Here is a 13,410-nt window from a genome sequence, read left to right as displayed (position 1 = left end):
CAGTTATCAGGGCTTTTTTTACACTGTAATTAAAAACCAGAATTGAAAATCCTGACCGTTATTGTAAAGAATGAGATAATCACTGACGACAGATTAAAATTTATTTTAAAAAAACGTGCTTTTAAAAGTACTGATTGACTGGAGTACTATTTCTGTACTGCACCAAGGTTCGCCTGCTCAACGGATTTGGCATATCGGGCGAGAACTCCGGTGAGTGATTTATGGGGGGGGATCCATCCTTTCTTTCTCTCATCCAGCACGCTCTGATCTATCAGGAGATCTATCCTCTTCTCGAACAGATCGATTGTTATCCGGTCATGATCCCGGACAAACGCAATCGGTCCACCCACGGCTGCTTCCGGGGCAACATGGCCGATACACGGACCCCGCGTTCCCCCGGAAAACCGGCCGTCCGTGATGAGCACGACACGGGAATAACCAAAGCCCACGAGGGCTGAGGTCGGTGAGAGCATCTCCGGCATACCCGGAGCCCCGCGGGGACCTTCGTTCCTGATGATGAGCACATCACCTTCAGCAATTTTTCTGGAAAGGATCGCGCTCATAGCAGCAGATTCACTGTCAAAGACGCGGGCAGGACCGGTATGTTTCCACATGGCCTGCGGGACTGCGGCACATTTTACCACGGCTCCATCCGGGGCAAGGGAACCAAAGAGGATCTTTAATCCACCGGCTGAACTGACCGGCGCGTCAATACTTTTGATCACGGATGAATTTTTTATTACTGCATGCCGGGCGATATCGAGCACGTCCTTTCCGGATATGGTTGGTGATGATTCGAGTAGTCGCTCGAGTTGTTTCAGGACCGCCGGAATTCCTCCCGCACGATACAGGGTCTGCATCGAGTGTGGACCAGACGGCTGCATATGACAGATATGGGGAATTACATCCGCAAGAATATTGAAATCCTCAAGGCTGAGGGGAATTCCGGCCTCAGTAGCCAGTGCCATAAGGTGAAGGACGGTGTTGGTAGACCCACCAAGGGCCATGTCTACCCTTATTGCATTCCGGAGGCTTTTATCGGTTATGATATCCTTAGGCCGGGTATTTTTCTTCACCAGGGTAAGAACGGCTTCTCCGCTCTCACGTGCAATGCGCAGTTTCGCTGCATCCACCGCCGGTATTGCAGCACACCCGGGAAGCGACATTCCCATTGCCTCTGTCATACAGGCCATCGTATTGGCAGTATACAGGCCCTGGCAGCTGCCACATCCCGGCATTGCGCATCCTTCCAGTTCATTCAGGGCAGCTTCACTCATAGTTCCTGCTGCAACTTTGCCGACACCTTCAAACACTTCAATGAGGGAGAGATCTTTGCCATCCTGATGGCCGGACAACATTGCACCGCCAGTAAGGATCACCGTTGGTATGTTACAACGGACCGCGGCCATCAGCATGCCCGGGACAATTTTATCACAGGTTCCAATGCAGACAAGGCCGTCGAACCTGTGCGCCTGAACCATCAGTTCTATGGAATCGGCCACGTTTTCCCGGGATGGCAGAGAATAGTGCATGCCCTCGTGTCCCATTGCAATACCGTCGCAGATCCCGATCACGCCAAATTCGAACGGGACGCCACCGGCTGCAGCAATACCTTCCCGTACTTTCTCACCCAGTTGCCGGAGATGGATATGTCCCGGTACGATGGTGTTGAACGCGTTGGCAATACCGATAAAGGGAAGACCCATCTCACGATCTGTTACACCAAGAGACCGGAGAAGTGAGCGGTTGGGTGCTCGCTGATAGCCGGTTTTTATTTCATCGCTTCTCAGGGACATCATTTCTGCCTCTTGCTGATAGTTTTTAAGTGTTCCACATGTTTATCTCTTGTGAACCGGGAAAAGAGGAAACGTTACTTGTGCGAAAATGCCGCAGCCAGATCTATGAAGTTCCTGCAGAATGCTGTAGTGAAATATGCATGGGTATACAAACCCAATGCACATGACGAATGAAGTCCGTCATTTCCGTCATTGATGCCTTTTCCTCGCGAGAGAGAAACGGCAAACCGGGCATCAGTATCAGGGATTATCCGCGAATAGTGAAATTCATGGCCGGTTATTGTTTGTCCCGGGACCATGAGAGGGGACGATCCGGTCGCGGTGCCTTTCACATATCCGAGTCCCTGAATCCGATCAGTCATTTGTGCACTGCCGGGGAGAATACCGGCCATACGATATGTTTTGTCAGTCTGAATGTCACGGGTGAGATACATCAGCCCGCCACACTCACCATATACCGGTAACCCGTTATCAGAGGCTTTTTTCAGTTTCCGGGTGCAGGCTGATGACTCGAGAACCGGGAGATGGAGTTCCGGATATCCACCTCCAAGGTACAGGGCATCAATCTCTGGCAGGGCATCTCTCATAGGGCTAAAAAAAACAAGATCTGCTCCCTGCTGGCGGAGGCGGTCAAAATTATCCTGGTAATAAAAACAAAATGCCTCATCCAGGGCAATGCCAATGCTGGCCCTGGATGATAAGGGGGGTTCATCCCGGGATGCAAGAACGATTGGCAGAGCTTTTGTTGCAATCGATAACAATTCGTCGAGATTACAGCATTCTTCCACAAGGGAACCAATCTCATCAAGAGATTCCGTTTCGTGAGCCATGACAAGCCCCAGGTGACGGCTTTTTGTCGCGATCTCATCGTTTCTGGGAATCCATCCGAGTACGGAAATAGATCCTGATTGCTCAATCATGATCCGGTGACGCGGGCTGCCGATACGATTGATAATAATTCCGGCAATCGTGATTGTGGGATCAAATGCCAGAAAACCTTGTATGAGAGCGTGGACGCTTCGCGACATTCCTTTGGCATCTGCAACAAGAATCACCGGAGCTTTGAGAATCCGGGCAATATGGGCCGTACTTGCCAGATCGCCTCCGTCAATGCCATCATATAATCCCATGACACCCTCAATGACAGCTATATCGGCTCCTTCCGAAGCACGGAGAAATGTATCCCTGCAGCCCACCTCACCCATCATGAATGGATCAAGATTACGGGAGATCCTGCCGCAAATCCGGGTATGATACGAGGGATCAATGAAATCAGGGCCGACCTTGAAGGGCTGTACCTTCATTCCCCGCGCCGTAAGGGCGGCCATGATCCCACTTGCGATCGTGGTTTTCCCGCATCCGCTGTGGGTACCGGCTATTACTATACAGGGAATTGTCAGGATCGATCACCGCCGAAAAGACATACTGGTATCCGGATATTGCTCTCCTCGTCAAATTCCATCACTCTTCGGGATACACGCTCCACCATACCTTCACTGGTCATGATAATTGAGGATTCGCCCATCAAAGCCCGGAGGATGCATTTATCAATCACGCCGTACGTGAAATCCGGGATAAAGTTTTCCTGTTCAACAAGGTTTTTCGCTCTGCTTCCCATGACTCCGGTTTTTGCCTTCGGGTGTTCTGAACGCCACCGTGATATATCACTGAATGCCGTCACATCTACATTGCACACAGTGATACTCCCATAATCACGTGCATCAGAAATGAATTTTTTGTTCGTCTGTTCAAGTGCATTGACCAGCTGCAGAACAGATTTTGGTGAGACTGTTGATGTCAGCATATGGCGGGAGAGAAGTTCGCTATACACTTCCAGTACCGCAGGCATGCGGAGATTTGCCGCAGCGATAAGTGAGGGATTGGTAAAGACCTCCTCAGGGAAGCCTGCATGAAGTACGGTTCCTTTGTTCAGGAGGATGATCTGATCTGCCCAAAGGTACGCGAGCTCCACATCATGGGTCGAGATAATGATGGTCGTTCCCCGGGTATTGAGTTCATCAAGCAGCTCCATGAGGTCTGCGGCACCGGCAGGATCAAGTGAACTTGTAGGCTCGTCAAAGACAAGAACCTCCGGCTCCATCGCAAGGGTCCCGGCAATTGCGGCCCGTTTCTTCTCACCGCCACTCAGCTGGTGGGGAGGCCGCTTCTCGTATCCGGTGAGACCCACGGCCATAAGCGATCGTGCGACGGTCGCTTGGATCTCGTCCGGCGTCATGCCGAGATTGAGAGGGCCGAATGCAACATCCTGGTATACGGTCGGTGCGAAGAGCTGGGTATCTGAGTTCTGGAATACCAGCCCGACTTTCTTGCGCACCTCGCGCAGAGAGCGGCTGTCGTACCGGAGCGGTTCACCATTGAGAAGCACCTGGCCCTGTGTGGGTGCAAGAATCCCGTTGCACATCAGGAGCAGGGTGGTCTTTCCGGCACCGTTGGGACCAACCAGTGCAACCCGGGCTCCTTTCTGTATCGAGAATGTTACACCGGAAAGTGATTCCGGGCAGTTTGGGTAGGCATAATGAATATGGTCAAATTCAAGCAGAGTAGTCATCGTTCACCTGAAAGGCACTATCGTGCTGGTCATGATTGCCACGGAGATACAAAGTCCCAGATACAATGCGGTGGACGCGATTGCGACCGGTTTCGGGGGGTTCTGGCGCCCTGGCAATTCCAGTTTGCCGTCATAGCACCGGGAGTCCATAGCTATGATCAGGTCTTCTGCCTCCTTCCATGCCCGGATGAAGAGCATCGCGCCGAGCATTGCCATTGAATCAAGAGATCGCCGGAATGAAGTATACCCCTGCCGGATGGTCTGGGCATTGTGGATCGCGATGGCCTGGCCGATAAAAACGAAGATAAAATGATAGATCAGCATGGAAAGATCGATCAGGACGGGAGGAACGCGCAACGTGTGCATTGCAGAAAAGATCTCTACCATAGGTGTTGTCAGGGCAATAAAAAAGAGCCCGCACATCCCGCCAAAGGTCCGGACAAGTTCAAGGAGCGCAAGATTTGCGGAGCCGGTCGTGACGGTCAGCGGGAAGTCAGCGATGGAAAATGTCAGGAGCGGCTGACCCCCACCGCTTAAAAACAGTATCACGATTACTGAGAGACCCGCAAATGTTGCCGGTATGAGCAAAAGTTCGCTGTAAACCCGCACCGGGATCTTTGCGAACACGAGCGTAATTGCAGAGAGGGTAACGAGAATGAAAAGGGGGGCCAGCAGCCCCGGGGATGCTACACAGATCAGTATTGCTCCCATGCCAAGGATAAGTTTGAGATAACTGTTAACGTCCCGTAAGCCATTTGCCTGGGCATAGTAATCCAGATTCTCTTCCATAAATGTCATAGTGGATACACACCCTCAAATGTCACGAACGTCAGTAAATTAAAGAGGTGGGTTATGAAGATTTTGGACATTCCCGTTTGCCCCGGTAATACCCGAAGAAGTATCCGATCACCAGTGCTCCGAGGCCTGACTGGATGCTGAAGAGCAGGGACTCGACTTCTGTACTGGGGGGCGTCCAGATAGGGGATATCCAGGGAGTATATCCTGTGGCTTCAATCGCAGCGCTGCCCATATCATCTGATCCCTGCCAGGTTTCCTGCCCGGGTCTGGCGGTTGCTTGGATATTGGCATTCTGGATAAGGAAGGCCGCCGCAAAGACCACGACTACGACCGCAAAGATGATCTCAAGTTTGTACTTAATGACAACCTTGAAGTTCATGAGAAACTCTCCATGATTTTTGTCACCTGCTCCGGTGTAAGCACTTTGAGTTTGACGAGAATATCGGACCGGCTCTGGACAATGTATTTGAACACGAGCGCAATAAGGACGCCTTCAAGGATCGCAAGGGGGACCTGCGTTACTGCGTAGATTGCAAAGAATGTTTCAAATGAGAACATGAACCCCCCATTCAACGGGATTGCAGCGGCGAGCTCGATTGCCGTGACAACATAGGTGAAGAGGTCCGCGACTGCTGTGACGAGAAATATATTGACAAATATGTTCAGATGTACCGCTCTTCCCAGCCGGTATACAGCATACCCGAGAAGCGGTCCCGCAATTCCCATAGAGAAGACATTGGCACCGAGTGTGGTGATCCCCCCATGGGCCAAGAACAGCGCCTGGAAGATCAGCACGATCAGACTGAGAACACAAGTGGTGATCGGGCCAAACAGGACAGTCGAAAGCCCGGTGCCCGTGGGATGGGAACAACTTCCCGCAACAGGCGATGGCATTTTCAGTGAGGAGAGAAGGAAGATAAAGGCTCCTGATACTGCGAGCAGTGAGAGTGTTTCACGGTTTTCCTTAACCTGGCGGTTCAACCGGTAAACCCCGTAGATAATGAACGGTGCCGATACAAGGTACCAGAAGACGCACCACTGCGGGGGTAGAAATCCTTCCATTATGTGCATTGTATCACCAGAAATAAAGTAATTAAAGGATACTTGCTTTAACTCTAATTTTATTGTATAATTTGTAGAACACGTCGATATTTATAGATTCTCCCCCCGTTACAAAAGTACTGGTACAAGACACAATTATTACCAGATTCGCAAAAAGACTATAGGTACTGCTACAAAGCAAACCTAAAAAAGAGTTCCATCTTGGCGGGTTCAGGAAATATCTGGTACTTTCTCTCTTCAAGCCATTCATTGAATTTACCGACAACGGAAAGCACTGCTGGTATAGTGAAGATGACTCCCACAAGGGAGAAACCGACCGCAATTAATGTATTGATACTGAAATAGCTGGTGATCGAAAAACTGGCTATGTAAAAATCTCATTTATCATATTTCGTTACCAAGTAATCTTTAGAATTTTACCAAGTAAATAGAGGGATTCAACAAAGTAATTTTACCGGAAGATCTTTTTTAGAGAAAACAAGAATGTGGGAATAAAACCCTCATTCAAGAATTATTTATTTTTCTTGCGGTAACGAAACACCAGATACAGGATTCCGATTATCGCTGCAATAACGATGAGCAGATAGACGGGATTAGTGAGTATGGCGTTAAGTGCTACGGGTTCAGTTACATCCACCTTTACCTGCATGGTATCCGAAGTGTATATATTATCAAGAGCATCCTTATACAGGATCACGGAATCCAGACCATATTCTTTTATGGTTGCTGACTTGTCCACGGTCATTATATAAGAGACCGTTCTTGACTCGCCCGGCTGGAGGTCCCCGATATAGGCAATATCATCGTCGCTGGTGAATGGGTCCACGGCACTTATTCTGGCCTGTGCACTATAAACCGTAGTATCGCCTGTGTTCTTGTATTCAACGTTGATGACTTGTTTATTCCCGGGATTCATCTCTGCTGCCGGGGAAATGATATCGAAATCAATTTTTCCACCCACAGGTATACCAACGGTGTCGCTGCGGGACGTGACAAAATCGCCTTCGTCGTTCTGGTAAATAACTACAACATCAACCGGATAAGTCTGATTTTGCGCATCGCTCGAAACAAATACCTTGTACCGGCAGCTGGCTGTGCTTCCTGAGGGGAAATCCCCGATATATACACTACTGTCTGTGGGAAGGATCGGGCTGTTGCCGCTCTGCAATATTTTCACAATGGATTTTGTACCATTTTCGGATCCGATATTCTTGATCTGCATATCAATATAGCCTTCAGTACCCACATTCAGATGATCGGATGTGGCGGAAAGAACATTGATTGATACATCTGACTTGATTTTAACGGGTATATTGAGGATGAGGTTCTGGGTTTTATAGGTATAATGGATGAGGTCAACACCATATTGATCAGCAGTATACAGGTAAGTATAATTTAGTATGACAGGTACAAGGTAGGTTCCGCCAGCGGCATCTGAATTTATTTTTGTAGTGAAAACCGCATTCACACTGCTTCCACCATCGAGATCTCCCACCATCTGGGGATCTGATTTGACTACCATGGGGGCATCACCGGGTAAAAGTGTAACGGTTAAAAATTTTGCTGTATTTGGCAGATCGTCACGACTGATAATTCCTGGTTGGTCATATTCAAATTCGTTGAGTCCTGTGTTTTCGATAACAACAGGTAACTGTACATCATCACCAGGATTGAATTCATTAGTACCTGAAATATATGCAGATAATTCCGGGCTTCCGGACATGAATTTAGATCCTGCCATAGAAGGCACTATCATGAATGCACAGAAAATCAGAATTATACAGGTCAGTCTTCCGATGCTTGTCATCAGTTATTTCTCCATAGATACTTAGTAATTTTGGCTTGTGTATTTAATGGTGATTAGATCTACATGTATTTTTCAGGGATTTCCTATTTTCCTTATTCATGATAAAAATAATTCAGGAGCAATCTGGGTAAAGACCCCGCGGGTCACTCATGGTACACTATTAAAATGACACATTGTCAACAAATATGCTTAAAAACAATTTACAATGACTGGGGGTCCTTGATTCCTCCATACTATAGCCAAGGGGCACGGCCGCGACGACACGGAGCAAATATGAAGTTGATGAGCGCATTGCACTCTTCAAGCGAAAGCATCCTATACGGTACACCGTTATTGGCCTCTCTTGAGCGCCGCTCATCTCTGCTTTTTCCTAAAGTACCAGATTGCATAGATGATACCAATCAAAGCAGCGACGATGATGGAGAGGATGACTGTGTTGGACAAAATACCCTGAATACCGGTAAGAGTTTCCACATCGATCGAGACCTTCATGGGGTCGGAAATATAAGTATCATCGAGAGCGTCGCGGTACCGGATCTCGGAATCGAGGCCATAGAGTTTGGTCACCGCATTGCCGGACACGCTGATCTGGTAGCTGGCAACAGCAGACTGTCCCGGGGCAATGTCACCGAGGTCTGCCACCGCGTTAGAGCTCGTGAACGGCGTGACCACGCTGATCAGGGCTTGGGCGTTCTTGATCATTGAATCGCCGGTATTTTTGTATTCGACTTGGATGGTCTTGCTGCTGCCCGGACTCATCGTGATCGTGGGTGAGATGATCGCAAAATTCACTTCGCTGCCTACACTCGCGCCAGCAGTCTCGGTCCGTGAATTGACAAAGTTGCCTTCGTTATTCTGGTAGGTAACAAGCACATTGAGTGGGTAGGATTTGTTGACTGCAGTCTTGTCGACAAATACCTTGAACGGGCAGGTCACGGTACTGCCGACCGGGAAATCACCAATGTAAACACTGCTATCGACCGGAGCGATCGGGCTCTGGCCATCCTGAAGGATCGTGACAGTTGCCTTTGCCCCGTCCAGCGATCCGATATTTTTCAGCGTGAGGTTGACATATCCGTCAGCACCGGCGATCAGATGATTCGGGATCACCGAAATTACCTGGGGAATCACTTCCGCTTTTATGACCAGCGGCACCGTGAGGGTCACGTTGTTCTGCGTGTAGTGATTCTGGGACATTGGCGCTGCAGTGTACTCATCTACCGAGGACAGGGTGGCGTAGCTGATGTCAACCGGGAGCATATATGTTCCGGCCGGGGCATCGGCATTGACCGTTGCCGAGAAGACCACCGTTTCTGTGGTCTGGCCCTGGATGTCACCGATCATCTGGGGATCGGATTTTATCTTGATCGGTGCATCTCCGGCAGACAGGGTTACCGTGACAAACTTTGCGGTGTTGGGAAGATCGTCACGGGCTACGATATTTGGAGCTACTTCCTCGTACTTGTTGAGGCCGGAGTTTTCTATTACGACCGGGATCGTGATATCGCTGCCGGCCGTAAACTCATTTAAACCTGAAACATACGCACTCAGGTTCGGACTCCCTTCCATATATTTTGTATCGGCAAGCACTGTCGGCGCAACTATGCAGACCATAATGAGTATCAGGAGGGTTGCACGCGTCTGGATTGACCTCATCACATCACACCCGGTGTATCTGTTACCAAAATCATCATCATCCCTGTCATTACCTCTTCCTCCTCATCACCAATACGTAATACCCTGCGCCGATAAGAATCGCCGCTATCAGGGCTGATACTACAAGTACTGGCAGCAGACTCCTCCCGGGAGTAGGCGCGACGACATCGACCTGGGCACTGACAGTATCGGATGTGAGACTGTCATCGAGGGAATCGCGGTATCTCACATTGGTATCGAGATTATATGTACCAGGGGTCGCCATACTGTCGGCAGAGATCGTATACAGGGCAGTGACGTTCTGACCCGGGGCAATATCGCCGAGATATGCCATAGTATCGGAGCTTGAAAGCGGGCTGACGGTCGTCAGCCGGGCCAGCGCGTGATATGCAGTAATCGATCCTGTGTTCCTGTATTCCACCTCTATGATTTTAGATTGTCCCGGGTTAATAGAAGCCGGAGCGGAGATCACCATAAAACCGAGTTTACTTCCTACAGGTACACCTACGGTATCGATTACGGAGTTCACCGTCTCGCCTTCGGAGTTTGTGTAGGTGACCATCACATCAATTGAGTAGGACTGTGGCTGTGCATCGTTCGTGACCGAGACCTTGTACAGGCAGCTGACCGTCTGGTTCTGCAGGAAATCCCCGATATAAACACTGCTGTCAGTGGGGATCACGCCGCTGTTGCCATTTCTGAGGAGGATAACGGACGCTCTCTTCCCGTCCTCCGGTCCGATATTTTTGATCGTCAGGTTGACGTAGCCTTCAGTTCCCACGATCAGGTTTCCGGGGACAACATCGAGAACCTCGATCTTGACTTCCGGCTTGATCCTGATCGTGAGCGGGATGACCGTAGTCATATCGTCATACTGGTACTGGAGCGTGTCAGCGGACGGCTGGGGACTGTTACTGTTTGAGAGATACTTGCAGTGGAGGGTGAGCGGGAGCTGGTAGTCCCCCAGCGTTGCATTTGACGTGATCTTTGCCGAAAAAGTGGCGGTGACGATGCCCGGGCTGTAGATATCGCCGAGGTTCTGGGGGTCGGTCTTAATGATGATCGGGGTATTGTCTCCGGAGAGTCCGGCCGTTACCAGCTTTGCGGTCGTCGGCAGGTCTGCCTGAGGCAGCGTGCCGTGACTGGTAAACTTCATCGCATTCGTCCCGCCGTTCTGGATCTCCACCAAAATGGTTGCGTCCTGCCCCGGGGAAAACTCATTGACGCCGGATATGTACGCCGTCATCTGGGGACTTCCCCCGACGTATTGGTCTACTCCCATCACCGGCACCGTACAGAATGCTGCCATGAGGATCAGGAAAATCAATGCTGTGTAATGTTTCATCTGAATTACCTACCGTAGGTTCGTGTTTTCGTTTGCCATTCCAAGGGGGAGGTGAGGATCATCATGTGCTGCCGGGTGCGCTTTTCTGGTATCCCACCATTCCGTGAAACTGCCCATGATGGAGAGCACTGCAGGCATAATGAAGATGGCACCGCAGAGGGAGAATCCGACTGCAATAAGGGTAGAGACCCCGAAGTTACTGGTGATGGGGAAATTGGAGAGGCAGAGGGCCGAGAAGCCAAAGAATGTTGCAAGGCCGGAAACGGTGATAGCGGTCCCAATCCTGTTGACACTCTCCTGGATTGCGGCAATGTGATCGTGGAGCCGTTCCTCTTCCTCGGAGTAGCGTTCCATCACGAGGATGGTGTATTCAGCGGCTACGCCAATGGTCATCGATCCGAGTGTAGCGGTCAGCGGCGAGTACGCGATGCCCATCACGTACATCGCCACCGAATTCCACCCAACAATAAGGATGATGGGAAACAGGGGCGAGATCGCATGGACATGCCGGTAGACCAGCACCAGAAAGATGAAGATAAGGGCAAAACCCAGATAGGTCATCTCGTCTTTTGATGAGGACAACCCTCCAATGAGCGCTGTCATGATATCGAAGTTTCCTATGGGTTGAACTGATATACCCTGCGGGGGTTGGAGGAATGTGATATCATTGACCATCTCTTTCTTGAGGTCCTCCTCCTGGGGGATCTGGAGCGAGATCGTTCCAAAGTGTACAACGCCCCGCATCGATCCGCTGATGTACTGGTCTCTCACCGAGGATGGAATTCTTTTAAGTACGGCATCGAGCTGGCTCTGGGTCTGTGGCATCACCCCTCCGTTATAGTCCATGATGTAGGTGACGATGCTGGTTGCGGAGGTAAGTTCCGAGTGGGTGGCCAGTTCATAATCCTGGAACTCCTTGAGCCAGCGTATCGTATCGAGATCCGTGACCCGTCCCCCTTCCACGTAGAAATCCGCTGTACTCGTTGCCCCGAGGATACTCGTTACCTTGTTCATCTCGATCAAAGCCGGCATATCGCTTGGGACAAAGTTGTTCTGGTTCGCTTCAATGGGAATATACGGATCGAGCTGGAAGCCGATCGCCGCAATGAGCGCTGCAATAAGGAGGATCGGGATCGGATTTTTTGCGATCTTGACGGAGGTATCAGTGAGAAACTGGCCATAATTCCATGTCTTCGCCTTTGGTAACGGGAGCGTCTCACAGGCATCTTCGCCGACCGCATAACAGACATCGGGAGTCTGCTGTTTGGGTTTGTAGCCGATGATGTGGGCAACCGCTGGTATACCTACGAGCGAGATGCAGTAACAGCTCATGATACCTATTATGGCCACGAGTCCAAAGGACTGGATCATGGGGACCGTGGAGATGAACATGGCGGAAAATCCAAGGGATGTTGCAAGCATCGCATACATTACAGCAGGCCCGGTCCGGGTTATAGTCATGAACACGGCATCGTCAAGTGAACCTTTTCGTGACTCCTCATCAAGTCGTGCATGGAACTGGATCGCATAGTCGATCCCTAAGCCGATCATGACGGGGAATGCCCCCAGCACTGCCATGTTGAGTTGGATACCGGCAAGTCCCATGAGACCGATAGCAGTCGTGAGACCCAGGCCTACAAATATAACCGGCAGGAAACGGTGACTGACATACGAGAACAGCAGGCCCATGACGATGATCATCAGGATCATTGCGCCACCGATCAACACCCCCATGGAGGAGCTCATTTCTGCCTGCATCTGCTTAGTGAATGCGGGAGTACCGGACACCTCTACCGTCACGCCTGCCGGTGGATCGGAATGGTCGACAATTTGTTGTACCGTATTCAATACCATGGTTTGGGTATTACTCGTCAGGCCGTTATCGAGGTTTACCTGCACCAGTGTCAGGACATTTGAGGGAACCGCAGTGGCGCGGGTGGCGGGCGGGATCTTGTTAAGGAGAGCATCGATCTCCCCTTTGGACTGGGGCAGAACCCCGCCGTTCTCGCTTTTCAGGATATCGACAACACTGGCTGCACCGGCAATGTGCTGCTGCTGTCGGATATCGCCTTCGAGCCGGTCGATATAATTGAGCACGTTCGGGTTGAGCGGATCACTTGTCTCAACGATCAGGATGATGGAATCCGTGTTGAACGTCTCGGTATACTGTTTGTTGACGATACCTTCCGGAGAATTCTTGTCCATATAAGTATCGTTGCCGGTCTGCATGGTGATCATCGTCATGCCAATAATGGCAATGATAAAGATCAGACCGATGATGCCAACTACCAGTCTGGGCCGGTGGTTTACGAACCGTGCGATTGAACTGAAGACCTTATCGATCATAGTAATCCTTTTTCACAAGCAACGCGACCGT

Annotated in this window: 10 protein-coding genes; all 10 read right to left on the bottom strand. The window is 50.3% G+C overall.

Annotation, left to right across the window (positions count from 1 at the left end; translation table 11 throughout):
- Positions 1-146: 146 nt before the first annotated feature.
- Entirely contained in the window at positions 147-1,799 is a 1,653-nt protein-coding gene (gene ilvD / locus ABSE13_RS07035; protein ID WP_424027800.1) for a dihydroxy-acid dehydratase, read from the bottom strand.
- Positions 1,800-1,870: 71 nt separating this feature from the next.
- Positions 1,871-3,175, bottom strand: coding sequence for a cobyrinic acid a,c-diamide synthase CobB (locus tag ABSE13_RS07030; protein ID WP_424027863.1), 1,305 nt, complete (start codon positions 3,173-3,175; stop codon positions 1,871-1,873).
- 17 nt (positions 3,176-3,192) lie between these two features.
- Positions 3,193-4,365, bottom strand: a complete 1,173-nt coding sequence (locus ABSE13_RS07025; RefSeq protein ID WP_424027799.1) for an energy-coupling factor ABC transporter ATP-binding protein — start codon at positions 4,363-4,365, stop codon at positions 3,193-3,195.
- Positions 4,366-4,368: 3 nt separating this feature from the next.
- A complete protein-coding gene (gene cbiQ, locus ABSE13_RS07020) occupies positions 4,369-5,163 on the bottom strand; it encodes a cobalt ECF transporter T component CbiQ (RefSeq protein ID WP_424027798.1) in 795 nt (264 codons plus the stop codon).
- Positions 5,164-5,215: 52 nt separating this feature from the next.
- On the bottom strand, positions 5,216-5,542 hold the full coding sequence (locus ABSE13_RS07015) for an energy-coupling factor ABC transporter substrate-binding protein (protein ID WP_424027797.1): 327 nt from the start codon (positions 5,540-5,542) through the stop codon (positions 5,216-5,218).
- Positions 5,539-6,234, bottom strand: coding sequence for an energy-coupling factor ABC transporter permease (locus ABSE13_RS07010; RefSeq protein WP_424027796.1), 696 nt, complete (start codon positions 6,232-6,234; stop codon positions 5,539-5,541). The genes ABSE13_RS07015 and ABSE13_RS07010 overlap by 4 nt, the downstream gene beginning before the upstream one ends.
- Before the next feature lie 502 nt (positions 6,235-6,736).
- The gene (locus ABSE13_RS07005; RefSeq protein WP_424027795.1) at positions 6,737-8,032 is read right to left on the bottom strand and encodes a COG1361 S-layer family protein; all 1,296 of its coding nucleotides are present in this window, start codon (positions 8,030-8,032) and stop codon (positions 6,737-6,739) included.
- 354 nt (positions 8,033-8,386) lie between these two features.
- Positions 8,387-9,688, bottom strand: coding sequence for a COG1361 S-layer family protein (locus tag ABSE13_RS07000; RefSeq protein ID WP_424027794.1), 1,302 nt, complete (start codon positions 9,686-9,688; stop codon positions 8,387-8,389).
- A 49-nt stretch (positions 9,689-9,737) separates the two neighbouring features.
- Positions 9,738-11,033 carry a COG1361 S-layer family protein gene (locus ABSE13_RS06995; protein ID WP_424027793.1) on the bottom strand — a complete coding sequence of 432 codons (1,296 nt, stop codon included), beginning with the start codon at positions 11,031-11,033 and terminating at the stop codon, positions 9,738-9,740.
- 9 nt (positions 11,034-11,042) lie between these two features.
- Positions 11,043-13,379: an efflux RND transporter permease subunit gene (locus ABSE13_RS06990; protein ID WP_424027792.1), complete on the bottom strand. Its 2,337-nt coding sequence runs from the start codon at positions 13,377-13,379 to the stop codon at positions 11,043-11,045.
- Positions 13,380-13,410 lie beyond the last annotated feature (31 nt).

It is taken from the genome of Methanoregula sp. (genome assembly GCF_049518935.1).
GTDB lineage: Archaea > Halobacteriota > Methanomicrobia > Methanomicrobiales > Methanospirillaceae > Methanoregula.
Note: the sequence above shows the minus strand (reverse complement) of the source record. Positions and strands in the feature narration are given on the sequence as shown.

What these genes read in the sequence shown, in the direction of transcription:
- ilvD (WP_424027800.1), bottom strand. Translation starts at nt 1,799, where the DNA reads ATGATGTCCCTGAGAAGCGATGAAATAAAAACCGGCTATCAGCGAGCA.
- ABSE13_RS07025 (WP_424027799.1), bottom strand. Translation starts at nt 4,365, where the DNA reads ATGACTACTCTGCTTGAATTTGACCATATTCATTATGCCTACCCAAAC.
- cbiQ (WP_424027798.1), bottom strand. Translation starts at nt 5,163, where the DNA reads ATGACATTTATGGAAGAGAATCTGGATTACTATGCCCAGGCAAATGGC.
- ABSE13_RS07015 (WP_424027797.1), bottom strand. Translation starts at nt 5,542, where the DNA reads ATGAACTTCAAGGTTGTCATTAAGTACAAACTTGAGATCATCTTTGCG.
- ABSE13_RS07010 (WP_424027796.1), bottom strand. Translation starts at nt 6,234, where the DNA reads ATGCACATAATGGAAGGATTTCTACCCCCGCAGTGGTGCGTCTTCTGG.
- ABSE13_RS07005 (WP_424027795.1), bottom strand. Translation starts at nt 8,032, where the DNA reads ATGACAAGCATCGGAAGACTGACCTGTATAATTCTGATTTTCTGTGCA.
- ABSE13_RS07000 (WP_424027794.1), bottom strand. Translation starts at nt 9,688, where the DNA reads ATGAGGTCAATCCAGACGCGTGCAACCCTCCTGATACTCATTATGGTC.
- ABSE13_RS06995 (WP_424027793.1), bottom strand. Translation starts at nt 11,033, where the DNA reads ATGAAACATTACACAGCATTGATTTTCCTGATCCTCATGGCAGCATTC.
- ABSE13_RS06990 (WP_424027792.1), bottom strand. Translation starts at nt 13,379, where the DNA reads ATGATCGATAAGGTCTTCAGTTCAATCGCACGGTTCGTAAACCACCGG.